This is a genomic window from Streptomyces sp. RerS4, from assembly GCF_023515955.1.
Classification (GTDB): domain Bacteria; phylum Actinomycetota; class Actinomycetes; order Streptomycetales; family Streptomycetaceae; genus Streptomyces.
In genome coordinates, this window is the sequence record NZ_CP097322.1 from 4,672,668 (window position 1) to 4,686,332 (window position 13,665).

17 protein-coding genes are annotated in these 13,665 nt (G+C 73.3%); 9 read left to right on the plus strand and 8 right to left on the minus strand.

Annotation, left to right across the window (positions count from 1 at the left end; genetic code table 11):
• Positions 1-72 precede the first annotated feature (72 nt).
• The 3 genes from M4D82_RS21820 to M4D82_RS21830 all read right to left on the minus strand — a co-directional run bounded on the left by M4D82_RS21820 (position 73) and on the right by M4D82_RS21830 (position 2,811).
• Entirely contained in the window at positions 73-876 is an 804-nt protein-coding gene (locus M4D82_RS21820; RefSeq protein ID WP_249767647.1) for an alpha/beta fold hydrolase, read from the minus strand.
• A gap of 160 nt (positions 877-1,036) precedes the next feature.
• The gene (locus M4D82_RS21825) at positions 1,037-1,810 is read right to left on the minus strand and encodes a transglutaminase family protein (RefSeq protein WP_249772035.1); all 774 of its coding nucleotides are present in this window, start codon (positions 1,808-1,810) and stop codon (positions 1,037-1,039) included.
• Between the two features lie 17 nt (positions 1,811-1,827).
• Complete coding sequence (locus tag M4D82_RS21830; protein WP_249767648.1) at positions 1,828-2,811, minus strand: GNAT family N-acetyltransferase; 984 nt, start codon at positions 2,809-2,811, stop codon at positions 1,828-1,830.
• A gap of 116 nt (positions 2,812-2,927) precedes the next feature.
• Here M4D82_RS21830 and fdxA point away from each other — a divergent pair, with 116 nt between their 5' ends.
• Both fdxA and dapC read left to right on the plus strand, forming a co-directional pair.
• Complete coding sequence (fdxA, locus tag M4D82_RS21835; RefSeq protein WP_249767649.1) at positions 2,928-3,257, plus strand: ferredoxin; 330 nt, start codon at positions 2,928-2,930, stop codon at positions 3,255-3,257.
• 109 nt (positions 3,258-3,366) lie between these two features.
• Positions 3,367-4,464, plus strand: coding sequence for a succinyldiaminopimelate transaminase (dapC, locus tag M4D82_RS21840; protein ID WP_249767650.1), 1,098 nt, complete (start codon positions 3,367-3,369; stop codon positions 4,462-4,464).
• Positions 4,465-4,535: 71 nt separating this feature from the next.
• Here the strand turns inward: dapC and M4D82_RS21845 are convergent, their stop codons facing one another.
• Together M4D82_RS21845 and M4D82_RS21850 are read right to left on the minus strand one after the other, a co-directional pair.
• Positions 4,536-4,886 (minus strand): ATP-binding protein, encoded by a 351-nt coding sequence (locus tag M4D82_RS21845; RefSeq protein ID WP_249767651.1) that lies wholly within the window; start codon positions 4,884-4,886, stop codon positions 4,536-4,538.
• Between the two features lie 249 nt (positions 4,887-5,135).
• Entirely contained in the window at positions 5,136-6,149 is a 1,014-nt protein-coding gene (locus M4D82_RS21850) for a hypothetical protein (protein ID WP_502988979.1), read from the minus strand.
• 51 nt (positions 6,150-6,200) lie between these two features.
• Between M4D82_RS21850 and dapE the strand changes: the two genes are divergently transcribed.
• Complete coding sequence (gene dapE / locus M4D82_RS21855; RefSeq protein ID WP_249767653.1) at positions 6,201-7,280, plus strand: succinyl-diaminopimelate desuccinylase; 1,080 nt, start codon at positions 6,201-6,203, stop codon at positions 7,278-7,280.
• Between the two features lie 64 nt (positions 7,281-7,344).
• On the plus strand, positions 7,345-8,103 hold the full coding sequence (locus M4D82_RS21860; protein ID WP_249767654.1) for an LOG family protein: 759 nt from the start codon (positions 7,345-7,347) through the stop codon (positions 8,101-8,103).
• Between the two features lie 22 nt (positions 8,104-8,125).
• Here M4D82_RS21860 and folP read toward each other — a convergent pair whose 3' ends face one another.
• Positions 8,126-8,986, minus strand: coding sequence for a dihydropteroate synthase (folP, locus tag M4D82_RS21865; RefSeq protein ID WP_249767655.1), 861 nt, complete (start codon positions 8,984-8,986; stop codon positions 8,126-8,128).
• Between the two features lie 76 nt (positions 8,987-9,062).
• On the opposite strand from folP, the gene M4D82_RS21870 reads away from it, so the two are divergent.
• On the plus strand, positions 9,063-9,422 hold the full coding sequence (locus M4D82_RS21870) for a DivIVA domain-containing protein (protein WP_249767656.1): 360 nt from the start codon (positions 9,063-9,065) through the stop codon (positions 9,420-9,422).
• Entirely contained in the window at positions 9,419-10,018 is a 600-nt protein-coding gene (locus M4D82_RS21875; protein ID WP_249767657.1) for a DNA-3-methyladenine glycosylase I, read from the plus strand. The genes M4D82_RS21870 and M4D82_RS21875 overlap by 4 nt, the downstream gene beginning before the upstream one ends.
• 13 nt (positions 10,019-10,031) lie before the next feature.
• Here the strand turns inward: M4D82_RS21875 and chcB are convergent, their stop codons facing one another.
• Positions 10,032-10,835, minus strand: coding sequence for a 2-cyclohexenylcarbonyl CoA isomerase (gene chcB / locus M4D82_RS21880; RefSeq protein ID WP_249767658.1), 804 nt, complete (start codon positions 10,833-10,835; stop codon positions 10,032-10,034).
• Between the two features lie 332 nt (positions 10,836-11,167).
• Here chcB and M4D82_RS21885 point away from each other — a divergent pair, with 332 nt between their 5' ends.
• Positions 11,168-11,335, plus strand: a complete 168-nt coding sequence (locus tag M4D82_RS21885; RefSeq protein WP_003966491.1) for a DUF3117 domain-containing protein — start codon at positions 11,168-11,170, stop codon at positions 11,333-11,335.
• A 94-nt stretch (positions 11,336-11,429) separates the two neighbouring features.
• Here the strand turns inward: M4D82_RS21885 and M4D82_RS21890 are convergent, their stop codons facing one another.
• The gene (locus M4D82_RS21890) at positions 11,430-12,092 is read right to left on the minus strand and encodes an O-methyltransferase (protein WP_249767659.1); all 663 of its coding nucleotides are present in this window, start codon (positions 12,090-12,092) and stop codon (positions 11,430-11,432) included.
• Between the two features lie 167 nt (positions 12,093-12,259).
• Between M4D82_RS21890 and sigE the strand changes: the two genes are divergently transcribed.
• Complete coding sequence (gene sigE / locus M4D82_RS21895; protein WP_249767660.1) at positions 12,260-13,039, plus strand: RNA polymerase sigma factor SigE; 780 nt, start codon at positions 12,260-12,262, stop codon at positions 13,037-13,039.
• On the plus strand, positions 13,036-13,665 hold the full coding sequence (locus M4D82_RS21900; RefSeq protein ID WP_502988980.1) for a zf-HC2 domain-containing protein: 630 nt from the start codon (positions 13,036-13,038) through the stop codon (positions 13,663-13,665). Before sigE ends, M4D82_RS21900 begins: the two co-directional genes overlap by 4 nt.

Consider the following 13,665-nt stretch of genomic DNA (forward strand, 5'->3'; position numbering starts at 1 on the left):
ACCCCGGCACCACGGCGCGGCCCCTCCCCGACCCCGGGAAGGGGCCGCGCCGCGTCCGGCCCAAGACACGACCTAGCGCTCGGCGTCGCCGAGGAAGTCCCGGAGGACGCGCCGCAGCAGGTCGGGGCGTTCGAGGTGGAGGTCGTGGCCCGCGCCGGGGATGCTCAGGGCGGCCGTGTCCGGTCGCAGGCGGAGCATCTCGTCGATCTCCTCGGGTGCGATGATGCCGCACTGGCCGAGGACGACCAGGGTGGGACAGGTGATCCGCGCCCACTCGTCCCAGAAGGAGCGGGTGGCGTTCTCGGCGAGGGAGTCGACCATGACGTCGCGGTCGAAGCGGGGCCACCAGCCGTCCTCGCGCTCCTCCAGGCCGGCCGCCCAGCCTTCGCCGACCGCCCCGCCGCCGAAGAAGCGGACGGCTTCCTCCCGCGATGGGAAGGGGGTCGGCCACGCGTCGAGCCATCCGCCGATCTCGTCCTGCACCCCGGGGTTCGGCCCGCCGGGTCCCGCCTCGACCAGGACGAGCGCGTGGATGCGATCGGCGTGCGCGGCAGCCGTGAGCAGGGCGGCATGGCCGCCCAGGGACTGCCCGACGAGTACGGGCGCCCGCAGGTCGAGCGCGTCGAGTACGGCGAGGACGTCGGCGACGTAGGCGGCGCGCGACACGTCGCCGGGCCGGCGTTCGGCGGCGCCGTGGCCGCGTTGGTCGACCGCCACGACGCGGTGGCGGGCGCTGAGGTCCCGGGCCACGGCGTCCCATTCCCCCGCGTGGCCGGCCAGGCCGTGCAGCAGGACGACGGGGCGTCCGGGCCCCGACCGGTCACGGCAGGCGATGCGGACGCCGTCGCGGGTGACGATGCGTTCGGTCCAGGTCATACGGTGCTTCTCTCCCCCGGGGGTCGGGCGTAGGCGGCGAGGAAGGCCCGGACGCCGCCGGTGGCACAGCGGTCGACTTCGGCCTCGGCGGCCGAAGACGGCCGCCAGGGTGGCGAGCGGGCTCACCCACCCGGCGGGTACGGGCCGGGGCGGCGAGCCGTCAGTTCAGCAGGGCGCGGGCCGAGCTGGCCTCGGAGCGGATGCGTTGCGCGGCCGCCGGGTCCACCGCGTCGACCACCGACGCGTAGGCGTCCAGTTCCACCGCGCCCTCCTGGAACGCACCCCGCTCCACCAGCAGCCGCGCCCGCTCGTAGCGCAGCGCCGCCGGGTGCGACGGCAGCAGCAGCGCCAGGTCCAGCGCCCACAGCGCGACCGCCGACTGCTCCGGCCGCGCCGCCGCCCAGGCGCGGATGTTGTTCAGGATCCGCAGCACGATGTCCAGCGTCCGCGCCGGCGTCCGCGGCCCCTGCGCCAACTCCGCCGGACCCGCGCCGAGCGAGGCCCCGCCCGCGAACGGGTCCACGACGACGCCCTCCTCCGGATCCCCGAACCCGACCACGAAGTGCCCCGGCAGCCCCAGCCCGTATACCGGAGCCCCGGCCCGCCGGGCCACCTCCAGCCACACCACCGACAGCAGGATCGGCAAGCCCCGCCGACGCCGCAGCACCTCGTGCAGCAGCGAGGACGAGAGCCGGTCGTAGTCCGCCGGGGTGCCGTGGAAACCCATCCGGCCCCCGAGCAGCTCCGTCACCGCCGACGCCCACGCCCGCGCGTCCCGCAGCCCGTACGGCAGCATCCCCGCGAGCCGGTCCAGCTCGATCTGCGCCCAGTCCCGGACCCGCTCGTCGTCGAGCTCCGGATCCGCCTCCGCCCCCAGCAGCAGGCACAGCAGCGCCAGGTCCGGCCGCTCGGAGCGGGCCTCCGCCGCGAACATCTCCCGCGACGCCGCGCTCACCGGCCCGCCCGGAAGTGGTGGTAGGTGTGGTGGGTCGCGAAACCCATCCCCTCGTACAGCGCCCGCGCCCCCGGATTGTCCGCCTCCACCTGGAGCCAGGCCGCCGAGGCACCCTCCTCCAGCGCCCGCCGGGCCAACGCCGCCATGACCGCCGTCGCCAGGCCCCGCCGGCGGTACTCCGGGTCCACCGTCACCGCCGCGAACCCCGCCCAGCGGCCGTCCACCACGCACCGCCCGATCGCCCGGCCGGCGCCCAGCGAGGCGAACCACACCGACGGCCCCGCCACCAGCACCCGACGGGCGAGCTCCGGATCCCGGACCCGCCCGTAGCGCCCGAGCCAGTCCGCGTCCGGCTCCCGGGTCAGCCGTACCTGCGCCACGTCCGTGTCGATGTCCCCGACCGGCGCGAGCGCCCCGATACGCACCTCCGCCGAGACCTCCCTGTCCCAGCCGCGCCCCTCCAGCTCCGCGCAGAGCAGCTCCTGCGTGCCGAGGGCACCCGTCGCGGCCTGTACGTACGCCGGAAGCCCACGCTCCGCGTACCAGGCGGTCACTCGCGCGAGTGCTTCCTCCACGGGTATACCGGGGTCGCCCGACGGCAGTACGGAGTTCGCCCGCCGGGTGAAACCGCCGGCGGCCCGCAAGACCCACTCGCCCAGCGGCTCGCTCTCCAGCGGCTGCCAGGCCCGCGCGCCGACCCGCGTCAGCTCCTCGAAGGACGCCGCCGGACCCCTGCGCCGGGCGGGTGCGGGGGGCACCGTCTTGCCCGCGACCAGCGAGGATTCCGGGATGTGGACGCTGACGCCGTCCTTGCGTGTGATCGTCAGCACACCCCCGGTCCAGGATGTGAGAACCCCGACCGTGTCGAGGAAGGCCGGGGCGTCGCTCCGGCCGCCCTCCACCCGTCGTACAGAGACTCGTTTACCCACGTCAGCCGGGGTGATACGGATCTCCAGCAGTCCACCGGCAGTGATTTCCACAGCTCTGTCCGCCCCTCCTGTTCGGATCGTGCCCGGGAACGGAGATACTAGGTGCGGGCATCGACGACGCCGCGCTCCCGCGCGAATGGACAGCCCTACCGAGGAGGAACGAGAGCGTGACCTACGTCATCGCGGAGCCTTGTGTCGACGTCAAGGACAAGGCATGCATCGAAGAGTGCCCCGTCGACTGCATCTACGAGGGCCAGCGGTCCTTGTACATCCACCCGGACGAGTGCGTCGACTGCGGGGCCTGTGAGCCGGTCTGCCCGGTCGAGGCCATCTTCTACGAAGATGACACCCCGGAGGAGTGGAAGGAGTACTACAAGGCGAACGTCGAGTTCTTCGACGAGCTCGGTTCGCCCGGTGGTGCCTCCAAGCTCGGCCTGATCGAGCGCGACCACCCCTTCGTCGCCGGTCAGCCCGCCGACATCAACGCCGGGCACTGACCGTCCCCGGCTGAACGCGCCCCTCGGTCCCGTACGGCACTTCCGCCGCGCGGGACCGAGCCGTTTCACCTGGGCGAAACCGCACCAGCGCACAGAGAGCAGAGAAACCGTGGCCGCAGTATCCGACCGTCTCCCCACCTTCCCCTGGGACAAGCTGGAGCCGTACAAGGCCACGGCGGCGGCCCACGCGGACGGCATCGTCGACCTGTCGGTCGGCACCCCCGTGGACCCCGTGCCCGCTCTCATCCAGCGCGCCCTGACCGACGCCGCCGACTCCCCGGGCTACCCGACGGTGTGGGGCACGCCCGCGCTGCGCGACGCGATCACCGGCTGGCTGCGCGGGCGCCTCGGCGCGAGCGCCGCCGGCCACCGCAACGTCCTGCCGGTCGTCGGCTCCAAGGAACTGGTGGCCTGGCTGCCGACCCAGCTGGGCCTCGGCGCCGGCGACCAGGTCGCCTACCCCCGGCTCGCCTACCCCACGTACGAGGTCGGCGCGCGGCTGTGCGGCGCCGAGCCCGTGGTCTACGACGACCCGACCACCGACCTCGACCCGGCCCGCGTGAAGCTGCTCTGGCTCAACTCGCCGTCCAACCCCACCGGAAAGGTCCTCGCCAAGGAGGAACTGATCCGCGTCGTGGCCTGGGCGCGCGAGCACGGCATCCTGCTCTTCAGCGACGAGTGCTACCTCGAACTGGGCTGGGAGGCCGAACCGGTCTCCGTCCTCCACGACGACGTCTGCGGCGGCTCCTACGCGGGCATCGTCGCCGTCCACTCGCTCTCCAAGCGCTCCAACCTGGCCGGATACCGTGCCGCCTTCATCGCGGGCGACGCCGACGTCCTCGGTGAGCTGCTGGAGATCCGCAAGCACGGCGGCATGATGACCGCCGCCCCCGTTCAGGCCGCGGTCGTCGCCGCCCTCGGCGACGACACCCACGTCGAGGAGCAGCGCGCCCGCTACGCCGCCCGCCGCGAGGCGCTGCGCACCGCCCTGGAGGCGCACGGCTTCCGCGTCGAGCACAGCGAGGCCAGCCTCTACCTGTGGGTGACGCGGGACGAGCCCTGCTGGGACACCGTCGCCCACCTGGCGTCCCTCGGCATCCTGGTGGCACCGGGCGACTTCTACGGGGAGGCGGGCGCCTCCTTCGTCCGGGTGGCCTTCACCGCCACCGACGAGCGGGTCGCGGCCGCCGTCAAGCGCCTGGGCTGAGCCGGTCCGAAACAGCCCGAAGGGGCCGGGAGTTCCCACTCCCGGCCCCTTCGGCGTCCGCAGGCGGCGGATCAGCCACCCAGCGGGAGGCCGCCCAGCGGCAGCTGCGGCGCCGGCAGCTGGGAGACGGGCAGCTGCTGCGCCACCGGCAGGCCGCCCAGCATCTGGCCCGCACCGCCCGCCACCTCGGCGGCGGGAGCGGCGGCCGGCACGGCCTCGGTGGCGGTGCCCGCCACATCGGTGGCCGCCTCGACCGGCGCGGCGGTGTCGGCGGGGATGTCAGAGGCGACCGGGGCGGTGAGCGCGCCCAACTGCGGCAGGTCCGCGGCGCTCGCCGCGCCGGCCGCACCGACCACGGGCGCGGTCCCGGCTGCGACGAGCAGCGCGGCACGGGCGATCCGACGGGTCAGGGGGAGGGACATGATGCTCCTAAGCGGTAGCGGCTGAGTACGCCGGTACAACCGCTCCCGGGGTGGGTGGAGTTGCGGACCCGTCGGGTAAAGGATCGGTAACGCATCGTTTAATCGGCTTCCGCGACAAACGCATGGAATGCGCGCCCACCAGCGGTTCCGTGCCCGACGGCGGCATCGCGGCGGCTCCGTGGGAACCTCCGCGCGGGTGATCCCTCGTACGCGCGACCGGTATCGGAAACGCGGATCGGCCGGGCGTGCTCAGCGGCCCGTGGAGATCCGTACCTCTTCGCGCCCCGCACCCGGGGCGTCCGCCTTCGTGCCCCGGGGCATCCACCGACCCCGGTCCGCGCCGGCCGTCCAGTCCGAGCGCGCGTACGCGACGCCCGTGATCCCGAGGTCCTTCGAGCGGGCCACCGCCCAGTGCGCCACCGCCCGCGCCCGCCGCTCCCGGTCCGGCCCGCCGGCCGCCTTCGGCCGCACCACCATCTCGCCGAGCGCCGCGGGACGGGCGCCCGTCTCCCCGGCGCCGGAGGCGGCGCCCGCAGGACCGGCGGCGACCGGCATCTCCTTGCCGAAGTCCCGGGCCAGCTCCGCCCGGATCCGCTCCGGATCGCCCGGCTTCGGGGCCGGGCCCGAGCAGAACAGGGTGGCGCCCGCGGCGCCCTCGCCGAACGCCGCCGTCAACACCGTCGCGTTCGGCTCGTGCTTCGCGTAGGCCTCCGGGAAACCGCTCAACTGCACGCGCTGCGCCGCCACCGTCAGCGGAAGCCGCCCGTACCCCTTCACCTCGACGAGCCGGTCGTAGAAGATCCCCGCCGAGTACACCGGGTCCATGATCTGCTGCGGGGTGCCCCAGCCCTGCGAGGGCCGCTGTTGGAACAGGCCCAGCGAATCCCGGTCGCCGTGGTCGAGGTTGCGCAGCCCCGACTCCTGCATCGCCGTCGCCAGCGCGATCGTCACCGCCCGGTCGGGCAGCCCCTTGGAGAGCCCGACCGCCGCTATGGTCGCCGCGTTCGCCGCCTGCTCCGGGGTCATCTCGTACGTCCGCTCCGCGTCGCCGCCGGGCGAGCCGGAGCCCAACCCGGACGCCGTGACCGAACAGTACGGGGCGCCACCCCCGTTCGAGGCGCGCTGCACCACGCAATAACCGATCACGGCGGACAGGACGAGCAGACCCGCCGCGGCCCTGCGCAGGGGCCGCCGACGGCGAGGACGGGAGCGATGGGTCTCGGACACGCGGCCCACCGTACTTGAGTCATATGACGCGTCCATGGGCCGGACGCACCCGGTACCCGCCCATCCCGGGGCGTTAGGGTCAGAGCCATGTCCGAATCCGAGCTGGACCTCACCCTGGACGCTGCCGAGCTGACCGCCCGGCTCGTCGACATCCCCTCCGTGAGCGGCGACGAGAAGGTCCTCGCCGACCTCGTGGAAGACGCGCTGCGCGCCCTCCCGCACCTCACCGTCGACCGTCACGGCAACAACGTCGTGGCCCGGACGCGGCTGGGCCGCGCCGAGCGCGTCGTCCTCGCCGGGCACCTCGACACCGTCCCCATCGCCGACAACGTCCCCTCGCGCCTCGACGAGAACGGCGTCCTGTGGGGCTGCGGCACCACGGACATGAAGTCCGGGGTCGCCGTACAGTTGAGGATCGCCGCGACCGTCCCCGAGCCGAACCGCGACCTCACCTTCGTCTTCTACGACCAGGAAGAGGTCGCCGCCGACCTCAACGGCCTCGGCAAGGTCGCCGAGGCCCACCCCGACTGGCTGACCGGCGACTTCGCCGTCCTGCTGGAGCCCTCCAACGCCGAGGTCGAGGGCGGCTGCCAGGGCACCCTGCGCGTCCTGCTGCGCACCCGCGGCGAGCGCGCGCACTCCGCCCGCAGCTGGATGGGCTCCAACGCCATCCACGCCGCGAGCCCGATCCTGGCGAAGCTGGCCGCCTACGAGCCGCGCAAGCCCGTCATCGACGGCCTGGAGTACCACGAGGGCCTCAACGCCGTCCGGATCGAGGGCGGCGTCGCCAACAACGTGATCCCCGACGTGTGCACGGTGACGGTCAACTTCCGCTACGCCCCCGACCGCGGCGTGGACGACGCCATCGCCCACGTCCGCGAGGTCTTCGCGGACTGCGGCGTCGACGAGTTCGTGATCGACGACCTCTCGGGCGGCGCCCTGCCCGGCCTCTCCCACCCGGCGGCGGCCGCGTTCATGGAGGCGGTCGGCGGCCGGGCGATGCCCAAGTTCGGCTGGACGGACGTGTCCCGCTTCAGCGCGCTCGGCGTACCGGCGGTCAACTACGGACCGGGCGACGCCCTGCTGGCGCACAAGGTCGACGAGCGGGTCGAGACGAAGGCGATCCTCCACTGCGAGGAACGACTCCGCGCCTGGCTGACCTCCTGAATTCCGCTCGTCGTCACCTTCGTGCGCCTACCCTGATCCAACGATCAGCAGGAGGGAGCACATCATGGGCAACCCCGAAGGCAACGCTCGTCGTCGGCCCGAGGAGCAGCAGCTCGGGCCGGTGCTGCGCAGGCGTGGCCAGGTGCAGGCGGGCAGCACGACGGACCAGCGGCTGCTGGACACGGCCGGGCCCTCCGAGTGGGTGCACACCGATCCCTGGCGGGTCCTGCGCATCCAGTCGGAGTTCATCGAGGGCTTCGGGACGCTGGCGGAGCTGCCGCCCGCGATCAGCGTGTTCGGCTCTGCCCGCACGCCGGCCGGTTCGCCGGAGTACGAGGCGGGCGTGAAGATCGGGCACGCGCTCGTCGACGCCGGCTTCGCCGTCATCACCGGCGGTGGTCCGGGCGCGATGGAAGCCGCCAACAAGGGCGCGCGCGAGGCGAACGGGATCTCCGTCGGCCTGGGCATCGAACTGCCCTTCGAGCAGGGCCTCAACCAGCACGTCGACCTCGGCCTGAACTTCCGCTACTTCTTCGTCCGCAAGACGATGTTCGTGAAGTACAGCCAGGGCTTCGTCGTCCTGCCGGGCGGGCTCGGCACGCTGGACGAGATGTTCGAGGCGCTGACGCTGGTGCAGACGCAGAAGATCACCCGGTTCCCCATCGTGCTGTTCGGCACGGAGTACTGGCGCGGCCTGATCGACTGGCTGCGCGACACGGTGATCGCCCAGGGCAAGGCCTCGGAGAAGGACCTCTACCTCTTCCACGTCACGGACGACGTGGAGGAGGCGATCGCCCTGGTCACGAAGGAAGCCGGCAAGTAGCCCAGCGGCCGGGCCGTTGGGCTCAGGCCAGCCCCCGGCGGGCCACCGCCGGGGGTCGGTGGCCCTGGATCGAGCGGACCATGTCCAAAACCTGGCGGGTCTCCGCGACCTCGTGGACGCGGTAGACCTGGGCGCCCAGCCAGGCCGAGACGGCCGTGGTGGCCAGGGTGCCCAGCAGGCGTTCCTTGACCGGCTTGTCCAGGGTCTCGCCGACGAAGTCCTTGTTGGACAGCGACACCAGCACCGGCCAGCCGGTCGCGGTCATCTCGCCCAGGCGGCGGGTGGCCTCCAGGGAGTGGCGGGTGTTCTTCCCGAAGTCGTGCCCCGGGTCGATCATGATCGACTCCCGGGGTACGCCGAGGGCCGCCGCCCGCTCCGCGAGGCCGACCGTGACGCGCAGGATGTCCGCCACGACGTCCTCGTACGTCGTACGGTGCGGCCGTGTCCGCGGCTCGACCCCGCCCGCGTGGGTGCACACCAGCCCGACGCCGTAGCGGGCCGCGACCTCCGCGAGCTTCGGGTCCACGCCGCCCCACGCGTCGTTCAGGACGTCGGCCCCGGATTCGCACACGGCCTCGCCGACCTCGTGCCGCCAGGTGTCGACGCTGATCACCACGTCGGGGTGCCGGCGGCGTACCTCCGCCACGAAACCGACCGTACGCCGGGCCTCCTCGGCCGCGTCCACGTGCTCGCCGGGCCCCGCCTTGACCCCGCCGATGTCGATGATGGCCGCGCCCTCGGCGACCGCCCGCTCGACCCGGTCGAGGGCGGGCTCGTCGAGGAAGGTCGCGCCCTGGTCGTAGAAGGAGTCAGGGGTCCGGTTCACGATGGCCATGATCACCGGCTCGTGGGTGTCGAACTCGCGCCTGCCCAGTCGCAGCATCCCGCTCTTTCCTCCTTCGGCGACCCTCGCGCCTCGTCTGCGACCTTAACCTGGTGGCCGGAGTCTCTCAGGGGAGTTGATCGTGTTCTGGTTCTTGCTGATCGCGCTGGTCGTGGTCGTGGCCGCGGTCACCCTCGCGGTGATCGGCGGCGGTTCGGAGGCCGTGCTGCCCGAGGCGGAGCCCGACCGGGTCGCCGACGCGCTCCCGGAGACCCGTCCCGTCGTACGGGCCGACATCGACGCCCTGCGCCTGCCCGTCGCGCCGCGCGGCTACCGGATGGCGGAGGTGGACGACGTACTCGACCGGCTGGCGGCGGAGCTCGCCGAGCGCGACGCGCGGATCGCGGAGCTGACCGCCGCCGCGGCCACCGCCCCGCCCGCCGACCGGCACCGGGGGCAGGGGCCGCGCGTCGACCTCGGGAAGGACGAGCGATGAGCGACCTCGGCCTGGTCCCCGGACCGGACGGCGGGCCGCGCTGCGCGTGGGCCGTGGCCACCGAGGACTACATCGCCTACCACGACACCGAGTGGGGCCGGCCCGTCCACGGGGACGACGCGCTGTACGAGCGGCTGTGCCTGGAGGCGTTCCAGTCCGGGCTGTCCTGGCTGACGATCCTGCGCCGCCGCGAGGGCTTCCGCAAAGCCTTCGCGGACTTCAGGATCGCGGCGGTCGCGGAATTCGGGCCGGCGGACGTCGAGCGGCTCCTCGGGGACGAGGGGATCATCCGCAACCGGGCCAAGATCGAGGCCACCCTCGCCAACGCCGAGGTGCTGGCCGGCTGGCAGCCGGGGGAGCTGGACGCGCTGATCTGGTCCCACGCCCCGGCCGAGGCGGGCCGGGCCCCGAAGCGCCTGGCCGACGTACCGGCCGTCACCGCGGAGTCCACGGCCCTGGCCAAGGCCCTGAAGAAGGCCGGCATCCGTTTCGTGGGACCGACCACCGCCTACGCGCTGATGCAGGCCTGCGGCCTGGTCAACGACCACCTCGCGGGCTGCGTCTCGCGTGCCTCCCGCGCCTCCCGCGAGGGGTAGCGGCGGCGCGGCGTCAGCGGCCCAGGTAGCGCGGCGGCTGCTTCGCCAGGAAGGCCTGGACGGCGATGGCGTGGTCCTCGGAGGCGCCGGCGCGGGCCTGGAGGACGTCCTCGCGCTCCAGGGCCTCGGAGAGGGAGTGCGCGGTCCCGTAGGCCAGGGACTCCTTGAGTGCGGCGTAGGCCACCGTCGGACCGGCGGCGAGGGTACGGGCGACCTTCTCGGCCTCCGCGCGCAGGGAGTCCGAGGGCACCAGGCGGTTCACGATGCCCAGCTCGTACGCCTCCCGCGCATTCACCGAGCGCGGGAAGAACAGCAGGTCGGCGGCCCGGGAGGCGCCGATCAGGCGGGGGAGGGTCCAGGAGACCCCCGAGTCGGCGGTGAGCGCGACCCCGGCGAACGAGGTGTTGAAGGACGCGGTGTCGGCGACGACCCGGAAGTCCGCCGCCAGCGCGAAGCCGAAGCCGGCCCCGGCCGCGACCCCGTTCACGCCCGCCACCACGGGCTTGGGCATCTCGGTGAGGGCCCGGACGATCGGGTTGTAGTGGTCGGCGACGGTGCTCATGGTGAGGGAGGAGCCGTTCTCGCGGTCGGCCGCGAGGTTGCCGATGTGCTCCTTGAGGTCCTGGCCCACGCAGAACGCGCGGTCGCCGGCGGCGGTGAGCAGGACCGCCCGTACCGCCGTGTCACCGGCCGCCGCCTCGACCGCGTCGCGGAGCGCGACCTTGGCCTCGGTGTTCATGGCGTTCATCGCGTCGGGCCGGTTGATCGTGATGGTGGCGAGTCCGTCGGTGACTTCGTAGAGCACGCTGTCGGCCATGGCGGGGGTCCCCCTTCGTCGCGGGCTTGGCTACCGGCCGGTACCGACCGGTCCAAGGGTCAGCATGGCGGACGGGGCGACGGCCGGGCATGTGATGTGCGTCAAACGGAACGGGCGGCGTCGGCCGGGAGTGGCGGCGAAGTATCGCAGGCCCGTCCCCGAAATGAGTGGTTTTGGCCGAGCGCGTTGCGCAAGCGTTCCCATGCGATGTTGGTCATCGGGTCCTGACATGCGGGATAATGGCCGGGAAGCAATGTGTTCGATGCCGGGTACTAGGCGCCTGAACGGGGCCGTCGGCTGACGATGAGCTGGTTTCAGGAAGGGGAACGAGCATGGCGGCCATGAAGCCGCGGACGGGCGACGGCCCGCTCGAGGTCACCAAGGAGGGGCGGGGCATCGTCATGCGCGTACCGCTCGAGGGCGGCGGTCGGCTTGTCGTCGAGCTGACTCCGGACGAGGCGGACGCCCTGGGTGACGCCCTCAAGAAGGTCGTCGGCTGAAGCCCGACACCTTGAACGACTCTGCACCGCCCCGGCCGCCCCTGGCGCCCGGGGCGGTGTTGCGTCCGGACCCTCGCGGACGCCGCCGAGCCGCCTACCGGCGGACCGCGCAGAGCAGGCCGTCGCCCACCGGGAGCAGGGCCGCCTCCAGCGCCGGGCTCTCGCGGACGCTGCGCAGCAGCTCGCGGACCCGGATCACCTCCACCGGCTGGGCCGCCGAGTCGACGGTGCGACCGTCGGCGAAGACGCCCTCGAAGCACACCAGCCCGCCCGGACGCAACAGCCGCAACGATTCGGCGAGGTAGTCGAGGGACTCGGACGGGTCCCCGTCGCAGAAGACGAGGTCGTAGCCACCGTCGGCGAGCCGGGGCAGGACGTCCAGCGCGCGGCCGGGGATGAAGCGGGCCCGGTTGCCGGCGAAGCCGGCGGCGCGGAACGCCTGGCGGGCGAAGGCCTGCCGGTCGGCCTCGGGATCCACCGTGGTCAGCACGCCGTCCGGGCGCATGCCGTGCAGCAGGTGGATGCCGGAGACCCCGGTGCCGGTGCCGATCTCGGCGACCGCCTTGGCGTCGGCCGTGGCGGCGAGCAGTCGCAGCGCGGCCCCGGTGCCGGGGGACACGGAGCGCAGCCCCGCTTCCCTGGACCGGTCGCGGGCCCATCGCAGAGCGTCGTCCTCGGCGACAAACGCGTCGGCGAACGCCCAGCTCGTCTGCCGGTTGCCGCTAATGACCCTCTCCTGTCCCCATAGTTGGCGCAACGGTGACTGTATCCGCTGACGTCGGGAACCCGCAGATGGGACCGGGCGTTGGGAGGGGTGGAGGCGGGATAGAGGGGACGTCGCCGGGCAGATCGACGGTCGGGCGCCCGGTATCCGGGCAAAGTTAATGCAAAAAGGCTTATCCAGAGCTGACGGGAGGGGTGGTTATGGTAGGGGCTCCACTGGACACCACCAGAGCCGATAGGGGAGGTGCGGCTGCGCCTGTGGATCGTGGAGGCGTTCTGAGGCGTCTCTTCTGGTCGGCGGGTGAGCCGAAATCCGTGACCGACATCGCTGACCGTTTCCACACCGCGACCACCGCAACCACCGCGACCTTTGCCGCCGATGCGGGCTCCCAGGCGTGGACTCCTCCCACGTGGGAGGAGATCGTCAGCACGCACAGCGCGCGCGTCTACCGTCTCGCCTACCGCCTGACGGGCAATCAGCACGACGCCGAGGACCTGACGCAGGAGGTCTTCGTCCGCGTCTTCCGGTCGCTGTCCACCTACACCCCGGGCACCTTCGAGGGCTGGCTCCACCGCATCACGACCAACCTCTTCCTGGACATGGTGCGCCGCAAGCAGCGCATCCGCTTCGACGCCCTCGCCGACGACGCCGCCGAGCGGCTGCCGAGCCGCGAGCCGTCCCCCCAGCAGGTCCTGCACGACACCCACTTCGACGCCGACGTGCAGCAGGCGCTGGACACCCTCGCGCCCGAGTTCCGGGCCGCCGTGGTGCTCTGCGACATCGAGGGGCTGTCCTACGAGGAGATCGCCGCCACCCTCGGCGTGAAGCTCGGCACCGTCCGCAGCCGCATCCACCGTGGCCGGTCGCACCTGCGCAAGGCGCTCAAGCACCGGTCTCCCGCCGCCCGCGCCGAGCAGCGCGCCCTCGCGGGCGTGGCGGTGGGCGCCCCGGGCGCCGGGGGAGAGGGCGGAGCCGAGTGAGCGGCACCGGTCCGTCACCCGCCGAACAGCACCTGGGCGACCGCCTCGCCGCCCTGGTGGACGGGGAGCTCAAGCACGACGCCCGCGAGCGGGTGTTGGCCCACCTGGCGACCTGCGCCAAGTGCAAGGCCGAGGCGGACGCGCAGCGTCGGCTCAAGAGCATGTTCGTGGAGAGCGCGCCGCCGCCGCTGTCCGCCGGGCTGCTCGCCCGGTTGCAGGGCCTGCCGGGCGGCGGGCCCGACGGGCCGTCCGGGCCGCCGGGCGCCGACCCGTCGGCCACGTTCGGGTACGTCGCCCCGGCCGTGGCGCCCGGCGTGCGCGAGGGGTTCCGTATCCACGAGGTGGGCCGCCCCCGGCGCCGCTTCGCGTTCGTCGCGGCCGGAGCGGTGTCGCTGGCCGCGATCGCGCTGGGGGGTTCCCTTCCTCTGGAGGCCATCGAGCCGAACGCGCGGGGTGACGCCCCCGCCGCCCGCCCCGGCCCCTCGCTGCCGCTGACCGACGCGGTCGTACGCGACCGGCTGCCCAGCCCCGGCGGGATGCCGAGCCTCGGACCGGTGGGCCGGCTCCCCACCGCCGCGTCCCCCTCCGCCCCGGCGACCGCGCAGCCCGTCTCGCTCTCCCGCTGA

Excerpts from the sequence above, each read along its gene's own strand:
- dapE (WP_249767653.1), top strand. The coding sequence starts at position 6,201 with ATGTCCGAATCCGAGCTGGACCTCACCCTGGACGCTGCCGAGCTGACC.
- sigE (WP_249767660.1), top strand. The coding sequence starts at position 12,260 with ATGGTAGGGGCTCCACTGGACACCACCAGAGCCGATAGGGGAGGTGCG.
- M4D82_RS21875 (WP_249767657.1), top strand. The coding sequence starts at position 9,419 with ATGAGCGACCTCGGCCTGGTCCCCGGACCGGACGGCGGGCCGCGCTGC.
- M4D82_RS21860 (WP_249767654.1), top strand. The coding sequence starts at position 7,345 with ATGGGCAACCCCGAAGGCAACGCTCGTCGTCGGCCCGAGGAGCAGCAG.
- M4D82_RS21885 (WP_003966491.1), top strand. The coding sequence starts at position 11,168 with ATGGCGGCCATGAAGCCGCGGACGGGCGACGGCCCGCTCGAGGTCACC.
- M4D82_RS21850 (WP_502988979.1), bottom strand. The coding sequence starts at position 6,149 with ATGGACGCGTCATATGACTCAAGTACGGTGGGCCGCGTGTCCGAGACC.
- M4D82_RS21845 (WP_249767651.1), bottom strand. The coding sequence starts at position 4,886 with ATGTCCCTCCCCCTGACCCGTCGGATCGCCCGTGCCGCGCTGCTCGTC.
- M4D82_RS21820 (WP_249767647.1), bottom strand. The coding sequence starts at position 876 with ATGACCTGGACCGAACGCATCGTCACCCGCGACGGCGTCCGCATCGCC.
- chcB (WP_249767658.1), bottom strand. The coding sequence starts at position 10,835 with ATGGCCGACAGCGTGCTCTACGAAGTCACCGACGGACTCGCCACCATC.
- folP (WP_249767655.1), bottom strand. The coding sequence starts at position 8,986 with ATGCTGCGACTGGGCAGGCGCGAGTTCGACACCCACGAGCCGGTGATC.
- M4D82_RS21825 (WP_249772035.1), bottom strand. The coding sequence starts at position 1,810 with ATGTTCGCGGCGGAGGCCCGCTCCGAGCGGCCGGACCTGGCGCTGCTG.